Source organism: Nocardia sp. NBC_01503 (assembly GCF_036327755.1).
Classification (GTDB): Bacteria; Actinomycetota; Actinomycetes; order Mycobacteriales; family Mycobacteriaceae; genus Nocardia.
In genome coordinates this window covers 6,858,124-6,875,000 of record NZ_CP109596.1, presented here as the reverse complement: position 1 = coordinate 6,875,000, position 16,877 = coordinate 6,858,124, and the positions used below count along the sequence as shown (strand labels likewise).

General features: G+C 66.8%; 18 protein-coding genes. 8 read left to right on the top strand and 10 right to left on the bottom strand.

Features of this window, described 5'->3' with window-relative positions:
* Positions 1-8 precede the first annotated feature (8 nt).
* The gene (locus OHB26_RS31500; RefSeq protein ID WP_330180888.1) at positions 9-302 is read right to left on the bottom strand and encodes a hypothetical protein; all 294 of its coding nucleotides are present in this window, start codon (positions 300-302) and stop codon (positions 9-11) included.
* A 166-nt stretch (positions 303-468) separates the two neighbouring features.
* Between OHB26_RS31500 and OHB26_RS31495 the strand changes: the two genes are divergently transcribed.
* Together OHB26_RS31495 and OHB26_RS31490 are read left to right on the top strand one after the other, a co-directional pair.
* Positions 469-1,212 carry an SCO6745 family protein gene (locus OHB26_RS31495; RefSeq protein WP_330180887.1) on the top strand — a complete coding sequence of 248 codons (744 nt, stop codon included), beginning with the start codon at positions 469-471 and terminating at the stop codon, positions 1,210-1,212.
* Position 1,213: 1 nt separating this feature from the next.
* A complete protein-coding gene (locus OHB26_RS31490) occupies positions 1,214-1,729 on the top strand; it encodes a hypothetical protein (RefSeq protein WP_330180886.1) in 516 nt (171 codons plus the stop codon).
* A gap of 43 nt (positions 1,730-1,772) precedes the next feature.
* On the opposite strand, the gene OHB26_RS31485 is transcribed toward OHB26_RS31490, so the two are convergent.
* Positions 1,773-2,627 (bottom strand): alpha/beta fold hydrolase, encoded by an 855-nt coding sequence (locus OHB26_RS31485; RefSeq protein WP_330180885.1) that lies wholly within the window; start codon positions 2,625-2,627, stop codon positions 1,773-1,775.
* 78 nt (positions 2,628-2,705) lie between these two features.
* Between OHB26_RS31485 and OHB26_RS31480 the strand changes: the two genes are divergently transcribed.
* Both OHB26_RS31480 and OHB26_RS31475 read left to right on the top strand, forming a co-directional pair.
* Positions 2,706-3,578 (top strand): endonuclease/exonuclease/phosphatase family protein, encoded by an 873-nt coding sequence (locus tag OHB26_RS31480; protein ID WP_330180884.1) that lies wholly within the window; start codon positions 2,706-2,708, stop codon positions 3,576-3,578.
* Positions 3,579-3,677: 99 nt separating this feature from the next.
* Complete coding sequence (locus OHB26_RS31475) at positions 3,678-5,201, top strand: hypothetical protein (protein WP_330180883.1); 1,524 nt, start codon at positions 3,678-3,680, stop codon at positions 5,199-5,201.
* A 564-nt stretch (positions 5,202-5,765) separates the two neighbouring features.
* Here the strand turns inward: OHB26_RS31475 and OHB26_RS31470 are convergent.
* The 4 genes from OHB26_RS31470 to OHB26_RS31455 form a co-directional block, all read right to left on the bottom strand.
* Entirely contained in the window at positions 5,766-6,683 is a 918-nt protein-coding gene (locus tag OHB26_RS31470; RefSeq protein ID WP_330180882.1) for a TAXI family TRAP transporter solute-binding subunit, read from the bottom strand.
* Complete coding sequence (locus OHB26_RS31465) at positions 6,680-8,260, bottom strand: HAMP domain-containing sensor histidine kinase (protein ID WP_330180881.1); 1,581 nt, start codon at positions 8,258-8,260, stop codon at positions 6,680-6,682. Before OHB26_RS31465 ends, OHB26_RS31470 begins: the two co-directional genes overlap by 4 nt.
* A 75-nt stretch (positions 8,261-8,335) precedes the next feature.
* A complete protein-coding gene (locus tag OHB26_RS31460; protein ID WP_330180880.1) occupies positions 8,336-8,995 on the bottom strand; it encodes a response regulator transcription factor in 660 nt (219 codons plus the stop codon).
* Positions 8,996-9,019: 24 nt separating this feature from the next.
* Entirely contained in the window at positions 9,020-10,366 is a 1,347-nt protein-coding gene (locus tag OHB26_RS31455) for an MFS transporter (protein ID WP_330180879.1), read from the bottom strand.
* A gap of 196 nt (positions 10,367-10,562) precedes the next feature.
* Between OHB26_RS31455 and fadD11 the strand changes: the two genes are divergently transcribed.
* The 3 genes from fadD11 (at position 10,563) to OHB26_RS31440 (ending at position 13,791) form a co-directional block, all read left to right on the top strand.
* On the top strand, positions 10,563-12,365 hold the full coding sequence (fadD11, locus tag OHB26_RS31450) for a fatty acid--CoA ligase FadD11 (protein WP_442942763.1): 1,803 nt from the start codon (positions 10,563-10,565) through the stop codon (positions 12,363-12,365).
* Positions 12,366-12,514: 149 nt separating this feature from the next.
* Positions 12,515-13,138: a TetR/AcrR family transcriptional regulator gene (locus OHB26_RS31445; RefSeq protein ID WP_330180878.1), complete on the top strand. Its 624-nt coding sequence runs from the start codon at positions 12,515-12,517 to the stop codon at positions 13,136-13,138.
* On the top strand, positions 13,135-13,791 hold the full coding sequence (locus OHB26_RS31440; protein WP_330180877.1) for an enoyl-CoA hydratase-related protein: 657 nt from the start codon (positions 13,135-13,137) through the stop codon (positions 13,789-13,791). The genes OHB26_RS31445 and OHB26_RS31440 overlap by 4 nt, the downstream gene beginning before the upstream one ends.
* Before the next feature lie 22 nt (positions 13,792-13,813).
* Here OHB26_RS31440 and OHB26_RS31435 read toward each other — a convergent pair whose 3' ends face one another.
* Positions 13,814-14,656 (bottom strand): class I SAM-dependent methyltransferase, encoded by an 843-nt coding sequence (locus tag OHB26_RS31435; RefSeq protein WP_330180876.1) that lies wholly within the window; start codon positions 14,654-14,656, stop codon positions 13,814-13,816.
* A gap of 76 nt (positions 14,657-14,732) precedes the next feature.
* On the opposite strand from OHB26_RS31435, the gene OHB26_RS31430 reads away from it, so the two are divergent.
* Entirely contained in the window at positions 14,733-15,146 is a 414-nt protein-coding gene (locus OHB26_RS31430; RefSeq protein ID WP_330180875.1) for a helix-turn-helix domain-containing protein, read from the top strand.
* Positions 15,147-15,214: 68 nt separating this feature from the next.
* Here OHB26_RS31430 and OHB26_RS31425 read toward each other — a convergent pair whose 3' ends face one another.
* The 3 genes from OHB26_RS31425 to OHB26_RS31415 form a co-directional block, all read right to left on the bottom strand.
* The gene (locus tag OHB26_RS31425; RefSeq protein ID WP_330180874.1) at positions 15,215-15,586 is read right to left on the bottom strand and encodes a hypothetical protein; all 372 of its coding nucleotides are present in this window, start codon (positions 15,584-15,586) and stop codon (positions 15,215-15,217) included.
* Positions 15,580-15,834 (bottom strand): hypothetical protein, encoded by a 255-nt coding sequence (locus tag OHB26_RS31420; RefSeq protein WP_330180873.1) that lies wholly within the window; start codon positions 15,832-15,834, stop codon positions 15,580-15,582. The genes OHB26_RS31425 and OHB26_RS31420 overlap by 7 nt, the downstream gene beginning before the upstream one ends.
* Before the next feature lie 76 nt (positions 15,835-15,910).
* Positions 15,911-16,810 carry an alpha/beta fold hydrolase gene (locus OHB26_RS31415; RefSeq protein ID WP_330180872.1) on the bottom strand — a complete coding sequence of 300 codons (900 nt, stop codon included), beginning with the start codon at positions 16,808-16,810 and terminating at the stop codon, positions 15,911-15,913.
* Between the last annotated feature and the right edge of the window lie 67 nt (positions 16,811-16,877).

Below are 16,877 nucleotides of genomic sequence, written 5' to 3'. Positions count from 1 at the left end.
TAGCGGATTCAGCTGGTCTCTCGTTCAGGCCTGGGTGCGAGGTGAGCTGGGTTGGGCGGCAGGGATTTCCGGCTCGCCTTGGGTATGGGGTCGGTGCCGGTCATGGTGGTGGCGTTGGCGGGGCCGTTCCAGCCGCAGGGGAGTCCGCAGGTGGCGACCACTTGTTCTTCGGTGTTGCCGTCGTCGAATTGCGCGGTGTAGGTGGAGGCTCGGGCGGGATAGCCGCAGAGTGGGCATTTGCCGAAGTAATTGAGGATTTCGCGCACGTCGGAGGAGATGACGGTTCTGCGTGGGGCGGTCATGCTGGCAACACCTTTCGTTGCTCGCCCAGGGTAGCGATTATCGAATCCTTGTGCAGCCATGAATATTTCGGCGGCCGTGGGTGGGGTTGCGGGGGCCTGTGGGTGGGGTGTGCGGCGGTGAAATAGTCTCGGGTGGATTGCGCTTTCCGCTCAGAGAGGAACGGACATGTCGGTAGCGTCCGCGGTGAAGGATCAGATCCAGCAGATCGGCGGGGGGTTCATGTTCTCCCGGGAGGCGAAGGCTTTCGCGGCGGGTGTGGGGCCGGGGTTCATGCCGGGGTATACGCGGGGCCGGGGTGGGGTGCTGGGTGATGTGGACGCGGATGTGGTGACGGCGGCGTTCGGTTTCTTCCCCGCGGATTCGATTCGTGCGGCGTGGGAGTCGTCGGCGTCGGTTCCGGCGGCGCGGGGCGCGGAGGGTTATCTACGGGCGTGCCAGGATTTCGGGCGACGCAAACTGGCTTCGTTCGCTCATGTGGAGCGTTTGGCGGAGTTGCTGGATAGGGTTGCTACGGCGGCTGATCCGGCCGGGGTTGTGTTGTTCGCTGGTTGGCGGGCGTTGCCGCAGGCGGAGGATGCTCCGGCGCGCGTTACGCATTTGATTCAGGCGCTGCGGGAGTTGCGTGGCGGTTTGCATTTGATGGCGGTGCGGGCGAGTGGTTTGGCGCCGCGTGATGCGGTGTTGATCGCGGGTTCGCCGTTGAGTTCGGGTCCGGATCAGGCGCGCTTGTATGGCTGGTCCGAGCCTTTCGGTGAGATCACTCCGGAGTTGAAGGGGCGTTGGATGCAGGCTGAGGCGTTGACGGATGAGTTGATCGCTCCGGTGTGGGCGGTGTTGGATGATGCGACGGCGCGGGAGTTGGTGGAGTTGTTGACCGCGTGTCATGCGACCGTGTTCGGGCCGCGCTGATATGTCGAGGGTGGCGCATCTGCGGGCGTTGATCGAGCATCCGGGGACGGGTGCGGGTGAGCGGGCGGCGGCTCAGCGCATGTTGGATCGCATTTTGTCGAAGTCGGATGTGCGGGCGGATCATCGGAGTTATGGCCCTCGGCATGCGCGGGTGGGCAGACACGCTGATCTGGAGTCGATCGCGGAGATGATTCGCGATGATCTGGCGTTCGTGCGGGTGGTTTTCGCGGACGCGCCGCAGCTGCCGGAGTGCGAGCCGGCGGTGGTGGATCCGATTCGGGATGCTCCCGAGGAGATCACCTATTCGGTGGTGGGTTTGCCGCAGGAGAACAGTATCGAGATCACCATCGAGGGTGTGCCGCCGGAGTGGGGCGGTGGTGCGGGTGTGAGCCCGCAGTTGCAGCGGCTGGCAGATGAGTTGGTGGATCTGTTGAACAGCTACAACCATGATGGTGAGGTGATCGGTAAGCGTTTCTTCGCGCGGGTGCGTACGCCGCACGAGACGCTGGTCTGGTAGGCGGGTGCGGGCCCGAGTGTGGGCCCGCACCGTCGTATTCATCTCAGCGGTGCAGGAATTCGAGGCTGATGCGTTCGAAGGCCTGTTTGGCTTCGATCATGACCCAGTGTCCGCATTTGGGGAAGATGTGCAGTTCGGAGTCGGGGATGAGGCGGAGCGGCATCATGGCCATATCGGGTGGGCATTGCCGGTCGTCTTTGCCCCAGGCGAGCAGGGTGGGGCATTTGACCTTGTGCAGCATGGACCAGTAGGGCGGGGTGGGGGAGTTGGCCATGAATTGTTGTTGTAGCGCGAATGATTCGGATCCGTACATGGCTTTGAGGGCCTGCTGGGATTCGGGGTTGGCGGCCAGGTCCCAGCGTTCGTCGATGATGTCGGCGGTGACGGTTTTGGGGTCGTAGACCATGCACTCGAGCCAGCGGATGAGTCCTTCGCGGCTGGGGGAGTCGGCGAATTGCTGGAGGAGGCGGGTGCCTTCGCTGGGGTTGGCGCTGAAGATGCCGGTGCCGACGCCGCCGATGGAGATGATCTTGCTGATGCGGTCGGGGTGTTGCACCGCGACATTGACCGCGACGACGCCGCCCATGGAGTTGCCGACCAGTGGGGCTTTGTCGATGCCCAGGGCGTCCATGAAGCGGATGACCGAGTCGACGGCCGAGAGCACCGGGTGTGCGCCGGGGACGGGGTCGCTGATGCCGAATCCGGGGAATTCGATGACGTAGCAGTGGAAGTGCTCGGCGAAGACGGCGAGGTTTCCGCGATAATTGCGCCAGCCGCTGACGCCGATTCCGGATCCGTGCAGCAGGAGCAGGGGTGGTCCGTCGCCGGCTTCGTGGTAGCGGATGACGCCCTGGTCTGTTCGGACTTCGCGTTGGGTGTTCTCGTAGGTGATGTCCACCCACGCCAGAGTAGAACACGTTACAGTTACGGGCTCGGGTGGATTCCATTGGGCGAGTAGGGAAGTACGGGGGAGTCAATGTCCGACGGCAAGGTGTTGCGGATCGCCCAGCTCAATATGGGCTCACTGCTGGAACCGCATTGGGAGCAGCGCCGAATCGAGATCCTGGCCTGGCTCGACCACCTCGACCCGGATGTGGTGTGCCTACAGGAGGTCTGGGAGACCGGGCCCGGCACCAATACCGCGGGCTGGCTCGTCGATCATGCCGCGCCCGGGCGGTGGCACTGGTGCTTCGGCGGGTATCCGCTGCCCGAGGAGGCCTGGCCTGATCGGACGCTGCGGTTCGGGTCCGCGATTCTGAGCCGGTGGCCCATCGAACGGCATCGGGTGTTCGCGCTACCCCTGGACCCCGAGCCCGCGGACCCGCACCCCTCCTATCGGATGCGGGCCGAGCTGTTGCACGCGCACACCGCCGGAATCGACGCCTACAGTACGCATCTGGCCCCGCCGCCCGCGCAGGCGTACCACCGGGTGCGCCAAGTACTGGCCATCGACGACGCCATCCGCGCCACCTGGGATCCGGTCACCGCCATGCCCGCCATCCTGTGCGGGGATTTCAACGCCAAACCGCAATCGGATGAGATGCGGTTCCTGGGCGCCAATGCGGTCATCGAGGGCCGCAGCACCTATTACGTGGACGGCTGGGCCACGCTGCGCCCCACCGAACCCGGCTACACCCTCGATCCGCTCACCAACCCGCAGGCGCGTTTCCTCAATGTGCCCGCCCAGCGCATCGATTACATCCTGGTGGGTGATCCGTTCCTGCGGCCCGGGGGAGCGGGCCGAATCCTGCACACCGACTTGGCTTTTCATCAATCTCTCACCGGGCCCCTGGCCAGTGATCACTACGGCCTGGTCACCGACATCGCCTGGCCACAGCGCCCGGATTAGACCTGCTCGTTCCGATTGTGCCGATTTGGCGGGTATGGCACAGTTCGAGCCGCGGTAGGAAGGCGGTGCAGGGCCGCCGCAGCAGAGGGGTACTCGGCGATGTCGCGGTATTCGGTGACCGGGGAATCCGGTGAGGTGTACGAGATCGCGCTCGGGGCCATCGGAGCCGACGGCGGTCTGCGCCGCTGCCGGGACCGCGGCGGGCGCGAGCGGATCTACAAGGAGTACGACACACCCGTCCAGGACCCCGATGCGATCGGATGCGCCGAACAGGCACTGCTTTTGGGGCGCGAAATCGTCCTGGCCGCCGAAGCCGACCCGGGCTCGGGGGAATGGGCCGCCGCGTCGATCAACTGGCCCATCGACCTGGTGATGCGGGACAGAGCCTTGGCCGGGGTGATCCTGCCGCCGATACCCGAGGAGTTCCTGGACGCCGACGGCCAGGCGCGCACGCTCGGCGAACTGGTGGGGGAGAACCCCGCCGAAGCGTACTTCCGTGTCGGAGTGCTGATTCGAGTCTGCGATATCTTCCTCGTCCTCGAGGAACGCTATCTCGCCCTACCCGGCATCTGCGAAGGCAACCTGGCCTGGAGTCGAACCCAGCCCCGCGCCCACCTCATCGACTGCGACGGACTACGGCCAGCGCTCGGCGCCGACGAATACAGCGGCCGCCTCGCCCTGGCCAACCTCATCCGCTGCGGATTGTTCCTGGCCCCGGGCATTCCCGAGGACCTCGATATCCGGCTACGCATGCTCCTGGACCGTTCCGACACCGCCGCCCCCGAACACAAACCCGGTGCGCAAGAGTGGCTGCACGGTTTGAAGGCCGCCTTCATGACCACCGACGGCAGCGCCTACCGCACCGATATGCTCGAGATCATCGACCGCCCCGCCCCACCGGCCCCGTTTCGTCCCGCCGCATTCCCGGTGCCCGCCAAGCACTCCGGCGGCCGGGTAGCCGGAATCTTCCTGGCGGTGGCGGGTCTCGTCGCCGTCATAGCGCTGATAGCCCTGCGCGCGGGCGATCCCAGCGCCACCGAAGCCGCCGCACCCGATATCGCCCTCACGCCCACCACGGCACCCTTCGACCCGGTCACCCTCGACCTGGCGACCACCGACACCACACCCTTCACCGCCGACGCGCTGCTCCCGCTGACCTTCCGTGATGCCAAGAACGTCGAATACACCCGTCGCGCAGGGGGAGTGAAGGACTGCGTCACCAAGGGCATGTCCCAGAACGTCAAACAAATCCTCGCCACCTACCACTGCGCCCAGCAGGCCGGGGGCTCCTATATAGACCAGTCCAACCAGATCCTGGTCTCCATCAATGTCATTGCACTGCCCACCGCCACCGACGCCACCACCCTCTACAACACCATGAAGGGCCAAACCCAGGACTGGACCATCTGGTGTCCGACCTCGGGCCCCGGCTCCACCCTCTGCGACAGTGACGCCGGATCCGCCACCCGTACCGCCTGGGGCTCGACCTCGCATCGCTACATCTACAAATCGACCGCCCTCTATCTCAACCTCTCCACCAACCCCACCGCCAAACAATGGCTCGACCCCGCCGCCGAGGCCGCGGTCAAACAGGCGGGCCCCACCAACTTCTGGCATCAATGACGAGCCGAAGCCGGGAGGAGGCAGGTATGCCGAAGACGCGTTCTCGCACCACCGAGATCCGGCGGACGCCCGGCCCGGGTAGATAACCATAACTTGACATAATGTCGATTATCGGTAGTTTTACGGCGGCAGGTGGGAGGGGTTAATGATCTTGTGTAACAGGCGATTTGGCGGTTTTCGGTGTTAAGTGACCGATCCGGAGATCCTGTGCCGGGATGCCGGTGTTGCTGTTCGTCGCGGCGGTTCGTGACGAAAACCGCTGCCGGAGTTTATTTTCCGGCCGAATCCTGATTGATCGTAAATTTTCCGGAATCAGCTGAGGTGGCCGATTGGGGCTCATGTGCCGGGTTCTCTCGGATCCGCGGATTCGAGGGGACCCTTCGGTTCGAGGGCTACTCCCCTGTCCATGCCTCACTGCCACAGGTTGATTCGTCACAGTGACGTATTGAGGTGGGGTGGCTGGACCCCTAGGCATGGGCGGTTTTGCCGCGGCGGTAGCCTGCGCGGCCATGGCGAACCCGATCACCGGCGGTCATAGCCGATCACCTATGACGGTTGGTCGATTCACCCATGGTGACGGCGGTAGGCGGTGGTCGCGCCCGGATGCAGGGGGACGGTGCCGGTGCCGATGAGGGAGCGGGCATCGAGGAACTGGGTTCCCGCCGCCTCGGCGGGGACGAGCGAATCGGCGTGGGTGAGAAGCAGTTCGGTGAGCGCGTCCGCGGTGGCCTCGGGCAGGGTGGGCGCGGCTACCAGCAGGTTCGCCACTCCGATGGTGTGGATGGCGGGTGCGCCCGGATAGGTGTCGGCGGGAATCAGGACCGGGTCGTACAGGTAGCCGAAGCGTTCGCGCATCGGTTCGGTCAGCGCACCCAGATCCAGCAGCCGCAACTGCGGGATGACCAATGCCGCGGTGGGGACTCCGCCCGCCCACAGCAGCGCGTCGAGTTGCCCGTCCAGCAGTGCTGTGACCGCTTCGCGCAGCGGGAGATGGGTGCGGGTGAGCGCATCGGTGGTGAATCCGGCCGCCGAGAGCAGCATCTGCCCGGTATGGGTGGCGCCGGATCCCGCCGCGCCCAAATTGATTCGCGCCCCGCGCAGGTCCGGGACGGTGCGAATCGGTCCGTTCGCGGCGACCGCCAGTTGTAGATAGTTCTCGTACACGCGCCCGATGGCCGGTGGCGGGTCGGGACTGTCGGCCACCGAGTCCGCGAGCACCAGTGCCACATCGGCCGCACCGCGGGCCAGCAACGCCAGATTGTCCGCCGATCCGCCCGTGGTCACCGTCTCGATCCGCAGCCCGGACCCGGCGGCGGTATGGGAGAGCAGTTGCGCGAACGCGTGATAGAAGCCGCCCTGCTCCCCCGCTGCCAGCCGCACGGTCGCCGCTGCCCCACCCGAACATCCGGTGATCGCGGCAGGCACAACCAACCCCGCCGCCAGCACGCTCGCACCGCGCAGCAATCCGCGCCGCCCGATCATCGCCGCACCACCGCGGGCAGGCGCACGATGACCGCCAGCCCGTGCGGGTCGACCGGGCGCACCGTGAGAGTTCCCTTGCGGGAGGTGGTCAGGGCCGCGGCGATGGACAGCCCCAACCCGGATCCGCCGATCCCGTCCGCTGAGGAACCGCGGAAGAAGCGGGTGGTGAGTTCGTCGAGTTCGGTGGCGGGCACCCCGACTCCGTCATCGGCGATCGTGACCGTGACCCAGCCCGGTTCGCGGGTGACGGTCAGCGCGGTGGTGGTTCCCGGGCCCGCGTACCGGCACGAATTACTCAGCGTCACATCGAGAATCTGGGCGAGAGTGTCCGCCGAGACTGCCGTCTCCGCGTGATCGGGCGGGATCGGCGAAGCCGGTACGTCGTGCGGGAGTGCGATCGGGGTCCGATCGTGCGGCGCGGGATCGGTGACCGGCTCGTTCGCGGGGGCGGTGCGCAGGGGCGGGTCGGTGACCGGATGCGCCGTCGCACGGGTGTCGAGGGCCGTCGCCGGGTCGGTGACGGTGGTCGGTGCCGGGTCGCGGCGAGTCAGGGTGATGCCCGCGGTGTCGAAGGCGGTGTGCCAGGCATCGATCCGGTCGTCGATGACCCCGGCCGCATCGCAGGATTCGGTGGCGGGTGCGGCGGTGGGATCGAAGTCGGTGCCCTCGGCGACCGCCAGATCCAGTAGGCCATCCAGCAGTGCGGTCAGGCGCTCCACCTCACGGGTCGCGCCCCGCAGTGTCGGCAGGGACGGCTCGGCGGTGCCGGGTTCGAGGGAGTCGAGGCGGATTGTCAACGCGGCCAAGGGGTTTCGCATGGCGTGCGCGGTGTCGTCGATGAGGCGGCGTTGGGCGCGGGTGGAGTCGCGTACGGCCAGGGCCATGGTGTCGAAGGATTCGGCGACCGCGCGTAGTTCGGGTGGTCCGCCGTGATGGCGGGTGACCGGAGTGGCCAGGCGCGGTTTGGGCAGGCTCGCGGTCAACTCCGCCACCGAGCCGGAGAGTCCGGCCAGCGGGCGCAGTACCCAGCGTGAGAGCACCAGTGCCAGTGCGGTGAACACGGCCATCGCCAGGAGTCCGCCGATCGCGACAATGCCCCACACCCGGGTGATATCGGTGCGCGCGGTGCGGGTGGAGGCTTCGATCAGCACCGCGCCGTCCACATGCGCGTCACTGCCGACGGGGCGGGCGATGAGCAGTATGGGTGCCGCCCACGGGGTCAGTCGTGCCACGGTGGCGGTGCGCTGATTGCGGCGGGCATCGCTCAGGGCCGAGGCCACCACCGGATCATGTTGATCGACACCGGCGTTGACGATCGGCCCGCCGCGCCCGTCCACCACCAGCACCGGTTCGCCGTACAGGTCGTGATAGCGCTCGACCTCCATGGTCAAGGCCCGATTGTCCCCGGTGGCCGCGGCGGTCACCGTGAGCGCGGCCAACCGGTCCGCGTCCCCGGTGCGGCCCAGGATCAGCTCCTGGGTGCGGCTGGTGGCCGCGGTCAAACACAATGGCACCGCGAACGCCAGCACGGCCAGGGTCGCGAAGACGGTGAGCGCGATCAACAGTCGGCGGCGCATTGCCGGCTCACCCCGACCGCGCGATGGCTCGCGTGCGCATCCCGGCGATGCGTTCGTCCAGCGGTCGGCACGGCATCATCGACCCCACCGGTAGCCGTAGCCGCGGATGGTGGTGATCAGGCCGGGCCGGTCGAGTTTGGCGCGCACACCGGTCATATGCACATCCAGCGAGCGTGAGACCGCGACGAACGCGTCCCCCCAGATGCGGTCCATGAGCACCTGGCGGCTCACCGCCGCACCGGGGCGCTCGACCAGGGCGGCGACGAGTTCGAACTCCTTGGGGGTGAGCCCGATATCGGCCCCGGCGACCTCCACCCGGTGCGCGCTCAGGTCCACGCGCACATCGCCGGTCTCGACAATGCGGGCCGGTGCCGCGGTGAGCTGTCCGGCACGGCGGGTGACGTTCTCGATTCGGGCCAGCAGTTCGGCGATGCGGGCGGGTTTGACCACGTAATCGTCTGCGCCGCCGCGTAATCCGCGCACGATGGAGCGTTCGTCGTTGCGGGCGGTCAGGATCACCACCGGGACCGCGCTCACCTCGCGGAGTTGGCGCAGCACGGTCAATCCGTCGGCGTCGGGCAGGCCCAAATCGAGGATGACCGCGTCATAGCCGCGATGGGAGGTGAGCAGGTCCGCGCCGCGGCGCATGCGGTCCGCGCGCAGTCCGCGCGCGGTGAAGGCTTCGACGAGGGCGTCGCCGACCCCGTCATCGTCTTCGACTACCGCAAGGCGCATGGGATCGATTCTCTCAATGCCGGATCAGCGGGTCGTGCTCAGCTCGGTCGCGGCCGGTGTGGGGGCCGGAGCGTCCTGGGCGTCGATGGTGGAGGCCGTGGAGGTTTCCCGCATGAAGAAGTAGGTCAGCAGTGAGATCAGCACGCACGCGGACACGTACCAGAAGTACACCGATTCGTGTCCGGCCTTCTTCAACGCCAGCGCGATCATCTCCGCGGTGCCACCGAAGATGGCCACGGTCAGCGCGTACGGCAAACCGACCCCGAGCGCGCGGATACGGGTGGGGAACAGTTCGGCTTTGACGATCGCGTTGATCGAGGTGTAGCCGGTGATGATGACCAGCGCGGTCAGCATCAACGCGAACGCCGCGATCGGATTGCGGGTGTCACCGAGCAGGGTCATGATCGGCACGGTGCCCAGGGTGCCCAGTACACCGAAGGTGATCAACAGTTTGCGGCGTCCGATGCGATCCGAGAGCGCGCCCGCGATCGGCTGCAACACCACGAACATCAGCAGGGCCACGAAATTGATCCACGCCACGGTCGATTTGGAGATACCGGAGGTGTTGACCATGAACTTCTGCATATAGGTGGTGTAGGTGTAGAACGCGACCGTGCCGCCCAGGGTCAATCCGACCACCAGCAGGCATTCGCGCGGGTATTCCAGCAGTACGCGCAGCGAACCGCGCGAGGATGTGGTTCGCGCTGCGGCCGATTCGGCCTGGAAGGAGGCGGATTCGTCCATTCCGCGGCGCAGCAGCATCACGATGATCGCCCCGAACGCGCCGATCAGGAACGGGATCCGCCAACCCCACGAGTACATCTGCGCCGAGGACAGGAACTGCAACAGCACGATCTGCACCCCGAGCGCGGTCAACTGCCCGGCCACCAGGGTCACGTACTGGAAGCTCGAATAGAACCCGCGCCGCCCCGCCGAAGCCACCTCCGACAGATAGGTGGCGCTGGTCGCGTACTCCCCGCCCACCGACAATCCCTGCAGCAGCCTGGCCAGCAGCAGGATGAACGGGGCGGCCACGCCGATGGTGGCATAGGAGGGGGTGGCGGCGATGATCAGCGATCCGGCCGCCATCACCGTCACCGACAGCGTCAGTGCCGCGCGCCGGCCGAACCGGTCCGCGTACCGGCCCAAAGCCCAGCCGCCGATCGGGCGCATCAGGAATCCGACCGCGAAAACCGCTGCGGTGGAAAGCAATTGGGCGGTCGAGTCACCGTCGGGGAAGAACGATGTGGCGAAGTACACGCTGAACGCGGCATAGACGTACCAGTCGTACCACTCCACCAGGTTGCCGATCGAGCCGCGCAACACATTGGCCACCACCCGGCGCTCACCACCGGGTTTGATCGTTGTCATTCGGGTTCTCCTTCCACGGGTGCCCCATCGCATCCCGGCACCACTGTGGCGGGCGACACAGCCGTTCTGAAGAGCTTCCGGCCGTTCTTAACCGTCCCTTAGGGCAATCACCGATGTGTGCAATCGGCCACCGCACCGCCCGATCAGGATCTACTGTCTGAGAAAGCAGTGGTGGGTGAGTGGATCGAGAAGCGTTATGGCAGACATGATTACGTCCCCGGCGGCCTTCCAGCGGACCGCGGCGATCGACCCCGAGGCGATCGCGGTGCGATCCATCGGCGGGGAACAGGCGTTGACCTGGGATGAGTACGCGCAACAGGTGCGGGCGGTGGCCGGGGGGTTGAGTGCGCTGGGGGTCGGGCGCGGGGACACCGTGGCGTTGATGATGGCCAACCGGGTCGAGTTCTACCCCCTGGAAGTGGGCGCCCAGCACGCGGGCGCCACCTCGTTCTCGGTGTACAACACCTTGAGCGCCCAACAGTTGAAGTACGTGTTCGAGAATGCCGGGAATCGGATCGTCATCTGCGAAGCCCAGTATGTGGATCGCATCCGCGCCTCGGGCGTGCCGATCGAAACCATCGTGTGCGTGGACCGGCCGGTGCCCGGAACGCTGTCGGTGGCGCAACTGACCTCGCTGGTGCGGCACGACTTCGACTTCGACGCCACCTGGCAGGCCGTCACCCCGGACGACATCGTGACCCTGTGCTACACCTCCGGGACCACCGGCAATCCCAAGGGCGTGGAGATCTCGCACGCGAACCTGGCCTTCGAATGCCAGGCGTATGCCTCGGTCATGCCCGTGCGGTTCGGGGACCGGATCACCTCCTACCTGCCGACCGCGCATATGGCCGACCGGGTCACCAGCCTGTACCTGCACGAGTACTACGGCAGCCAGATCACCACCGTCCCCGACCGCGCCCAACTCGGCGCCGCGCTCCTGGACGCGCGACCCACCATCTGGGGTGCGGTGCCGCGGGTCTGGGAGAAACTCAAAGCGGCCGTGGAATTCTCGGTCGCCAACGAAACCGATCCCGATCGTCGGAAGGCCTTGACCTGGGCGCTCGAGGTCGCCGGACGCAAAGCCCGAGCACAACTGGCCGGGGTGCCCCTGGACGATGTGCAAGCCGCCGAATGGGCCAGAGCCGATGAACTCGTGCTGTGCGGGATCCGCGCCGCACTCGGCTTGGATCGCCTGCGCTGGGCGCTCTCGGGCGCCGCGCCCATTCCCGCGGAAACCCTCGGATTCTTCTTCGGACTCGGCATCCCCATCTCCGAAGTGTGGGGCATGTCCGAACTCACCTGCGTGGCCAGCGTCAGCCCACCCACCCAGGCGCGCCTGGGCACGGTCGGAAAGCTCCTGCCCGGACTCGAATCCCGGATCGCCGAGGACGGGGAATTCCTGGTCCGTGGACCCCTGGTCATGCGCGAATACCGGCGCGAACCCGGCAAAACCGCCGACGCCCTCGACAAGGACGGCTGGCTCGCCACCGGCGACATCATCACCGTGGACCAGGACGGCTACCTGCGCGTGGTGGACCGCAAGAAGGAGATCATCATCAACTCCGGCGGCAAGAACATGTCCCCGGCCAATATCGAGAACACCATCAAAGCCGCCACCCCGCTCATCGGAGCCCTGGCCACCATCGGCGATCGCCGGCCCTACAACACCGCACTCATCGTCCTGGACGCCGAATCCGCCGAACCCTATGCCGCACACCATCACCTGGGTGACGCCTCCGCGGCCGCACTCGCCACACACCCCGAACTGATCGCCGAGATCGCGCGCGGCGTCGCCGCCGGCAACGCCCACCTGTCCCGGGTGGAACAGGTCAAACGATTCCTCATCCTGCCCACGTTCTGGGAACCCGGCGGCGACGAGATCACCCTGACCATGAAACTGCGCCGCAATCCCATCGCCGACAAATACGCCGCCGATATCGAACGCATGTACACGACCGAACTCGGCGACGGCGTCCACGAACCCGCATCGAGCACGTAAACCCTTGAGCCGCAGGAGTATTCGAACAGTGCGGGCATCCGTGTGGCGGCCGCGCCCGGGGTGGGCCACCTGAGCTGCGGTCCCCCTCGGCGGTGATCCGGACCACATCACCATTCATAACAGAGCACTTGCTCTGTTATGTTTCGACCATGCCCCGTCCCCGCACCCACGATCCGGATACCGTGCTCGATGCCGCCGAAGGGCTCGCCGCGCGCGCCGGGGCCGCCGCGGTCACCATTCGCGCGGTCGCCACCGCCACCGGGGTATCGAACGGGGCGATCTACCACACCTTCGGATCCCGCGCGGAACTGTTGGGGCGCACCTGGATTCGCGCGGCCCGGCGCTTCGGGGCCGTACAGCTCGAACTGATCGACGCCCACGCGGGCGCAGGCGTGGAGGCGGTGGTCGCCGCCGCGGACGCCCCCGCGGTGTTCGCGCAACGCTTTCCCGAATCCTCCCGGCTGCTGCTGAGCGTGCGCCGCGGGGATCTGCTCGGCGACGAGCTGCCCGAACAGATCGCCCGCGAGCTCACCGGACTCGAACGCTCACTCATCGAATTGATGAAACGCCTGGCCCTGGACCTGTGGGGGCGTAAGGACGCGCGCGCGGTCGATGCCATCACCACCTGCCTGGTCGACCTGCCCACCGCGGTGCTGCTGCACCGCGACCGGCTCGCCGACCCCACCGCTCGCGAACATCTGCGTGCGGCCGTGCGCGCGGTCCTCGCGATCGGACCCGCACCACACCACACCGACACGAAGGAACAACCATGAGCCCCACCCTCACCCATCGCGACAAGATCGCCGTCCTGGACCTCGGCGGCGACGAGAACCGATTCACCCCCGAATTTCTCGACCAGGTCAACGCCGCGCTGGACACCGTGCTCGCCGACGGCGCACACGCGCTGATCACCACCGGCAGCGGCAAGTTCTACTCCAACGGGCTGGACCTGGAATGGCTCTCGGGCAACGGCGATCGCGCGCAATGGTATGTGGCACAGGTGCAGTCGCTGTTCGCGCGGATGCTCACCCTGCCCCTGCCGACCGCCGCCGCACTGCCCGGGCACGCGTTCGGGGCCGGAGCCATGCTGGCCATCGCCCACGATGTGCGCGTCATGCGCGCCGATCGCGGCTACTTCTGCTTTCCCGAAGCCGATATCCGGATCCCGTTCACCAAGGGCATGGCCGCGCTCATCCAAGCCAAACTGACCCCCCAAGCCGCGATCGCGTCCATGACCACCGGGCGGCGCTTTCCCGCACCCGAGGCGATCCAATACGACCTCATCGACGCCACCGCACCCGAAGCCGAGGTGATCGACGCGGCCGTGGCGCTGCTCGCACCCCTGGGGGCCAAGGACCCCGGCACGCTCGGGGAGATCAAGAACGTCATGTTCGCCGACGCCGTGCTCGCCCTCACCAATCCCTGAACCCGGTACCGGACAACAGAATTCAGGCGGCGTGCGCGTCGATCAGCCAACACGCGGAGGTGTAGCGGACCTGATCGCCGTGCACGAACGGCTCGAACGCGGCGCGCACCACCTCGATCACCGCGGCACGGGTGGACTCATCGGCGCCGGGGAGCGCGAGCCCCACCGGACCGAAATTGGTGAAGTAGTGGGTCAGCGCGTCCACGGGCATCGCGCACTCCACATCGGCGGGACCGATACCGATATCGCCCCACCCACTCTCGGACAGGATGCGGTGCACGCGCGAGGGGTCGGCGAAACCGAACTGGCCCGGCGCATCCGGTATCCGCGCGGGCAGATCCGGCAACAGCGGTGCCGCGGCGCGTTCGGCGGTGGTCATGAACGGATTGTCCTGCGGGCTACGCCACACCAGCATCCGCAACGCCCCACCCGCGCGGGCGGCGGCCCGCAGATTCGTGAACGCGGCCACCGGATCCGGGAAGAACATCACCCCGAACCGGGACATGATCAGATCGAACGACGCGGGCTCGAAATCGTGGGTTTGCGCGTCGGCGAGCAGAAAACTCACCGGCGCCCGCGAATCCCGGGCGCGTTCGCGGGCGGCCTCGATCATCGGCGCGGAGATATCGACCCCCACACAACTGCCCGGCGCGCCCATCCGCCGCGCCGCCGCGAACGAGGTGGCCCCCGCCCCGCACCCCACATCCAGAATCGCCAGCCCCGATCCCGCGATCACCGGCCGCACCAGCAACTCCTCGAGCGGTCTCATCACCTGATCGAGCAACCCCTGGGACTGCACCCACACCTGCCCTGAATGTCCGTTCCAGCGACTGCTCTGCTCATCGGTGCGCGATTCGGTGGCCATGGGGTTCTCCTTTACTCGCCGGGAACTGCGGTGCACACTCCACCTTGTCAGTTCAAGTCGACTCGAGGTCAACCCCATGCTTTCGGATACGGATCTGGATATCGGTGAAGTCATCGCCCGCTCGGGCGTGCCCGCCTCCACCCTGCGCTACTACGAACAACGCCAGCTCATCACCTCCACCGGCCGCCGCGGTCAACGCCGCCAATACGCCCCGGACGTGCTGATACAGCTGGCCCTGATCGCCATGGCGCGCGCGGCCGGATTCCCCCTCGACGACATCGCCACCATGTTCACCGACGACGGCCGACCCCACCTGGACCGAAACCTGCTCTCGGACAAGGCGCACGAACTCGACCGCACCATCGCCGAACTCACCACCGTGCGCGACACCCTGCGCCACGCCGCGGCCTGCCCCGCCCCCACCCATATGCAATGCCCGGCCTTCCGGGCCATGCTCACCGCGGCATCGGGTATCGAGCTCACTTCATGAGAGTCTGTAATAGCAAGGTGCGCACAGGTATTCGCCGCTGATGCGGCCTCGAATGCCTGAGTGACCGGCTATCGTTCGGGAGAAATCACCGTGTCCGGGGCGACCAAACCCAGCAGGGCCCCGACGACTTGGCGCAGCGTGGACTCACCCACAACACCGATACGGTCCTGCAACCACGGGCGGTACACCGGAGTGATGCGGTATACGACCGCGGACAGACCGGGGAGCGGATCGGTATCGGAGAGTGGGACAGCCAAACCGGGCATTCTCGGGGCCAGTTCGACCGGGACTGCCAGCACCGTCGGCAGCAGAGCGTTCGCGGCGGTCCGGGACAGGATCAGCACTCGGTCGCCACCGAGCGAAGAGGGCTTCTCACGGCCCGCGATGGTGGGCAGATAGTGCCAGAGTTCGCCGTGTGCGGGCGTCGCGACTGTTACCACGCCGCGCCGTCCGCGCGAATGGCCTCGACCATGGCGGCCCGCTCGGCCTCGGCCTCGGCGAAATGCTCGTCGGTGTCGCGGCCGCGAGCACGCTCGTAATCGGCGGCGATCTGTGCGGAATTGGCGAGCAGTTTGTCACGTAGCGCCGATTCGACGAAGGTCGACAGCTTGATACCCAACTGTGCGGCGACCTCTTTGGACTGCTCCAGCAGGGTGCCATCCAAGCTCAGCGAGGTATTAGCCTTCATAGTAGGAAGGCTAACAGGAAACCCAGCACACTTTGCAGGAGTTCGAGCCTCATGACTCGGGGCTCCCGCCGAGTTCTCAGTGCGAGTGATCGTGCAGATGGGCCACGAGGTGCTCGGCTACGGCGGCCGGGTGTTCGGCGTGCAGGAAGTGGCCGGTGTTCGCCAGTTGCGCCGCCGATACGCCCGCACTCGCGGCCAGGAGGCGTTGCAGATCCGCGGACATGCAGCCGTCATCTGCTCCCGACAGCGCCAAGGTGGGGAGTTGAGCGGGTGGGGCGAGCAGCAGTCGATGGAAATCACGGGTGGGGGCGCGGTGGACGGTGAACAGCGAGCGGTAGTAGCGGGTGGCGGCCCACGCGGTGGCGCGGTGGGTGAAAACCTGTGCGGTGGGGGCGAAATCGGTGTCGGTGAACGACCACTCCGGGGACCAGCGATGCCACAGGCGGCGGATGAAGGCCGCGTTGTCGCGGGTCAGCAGACGCGGAGAGAGCCCGGATTGCATGAGGGGGATGTAGGAGGACAGCACGGTTTGGCGGGGCAGATGACGGGCCGCGGACAGGGGGAACCCGCCACCGAAGGGCGGGATGGCCAGCAGGGTCAGCGAAAGCCATTGGCGCGGATGGCGTTTGGCCAGGATCATCGCCGCGAACGCACCCCAGTCGTGGCCCACCAGATGGGTGGGCGGGCCGCCCAGGGCACGATGCCAGGCGGCGATGTCCTCCGCGACCGCGATCAGGTCATAGCGGGCGGAACGCGAGGCCGACTCGGGGGTGTACCCGCGCAGCCACGGGGTCAGGACCTGGAAACCGGACTCCACCAACAGCGGGATCACACCGTCCCAGCTGTGCGGGGTATCGGGAAAACCGTGCAACAGCATCACCAGGGGTGCGTCGGCCTCCCCGAAATGCCTGGCCGACAACAACAATCCGTCGTGGCGCAACTCCAGCGCGGACTCACCGGGATCAGCCGATGTCATGAAAACCTCTCTTCGAACCCGGTCCCACCCCGCCACGGCGGAGCACACCGGTGGGACACCCCGGCGT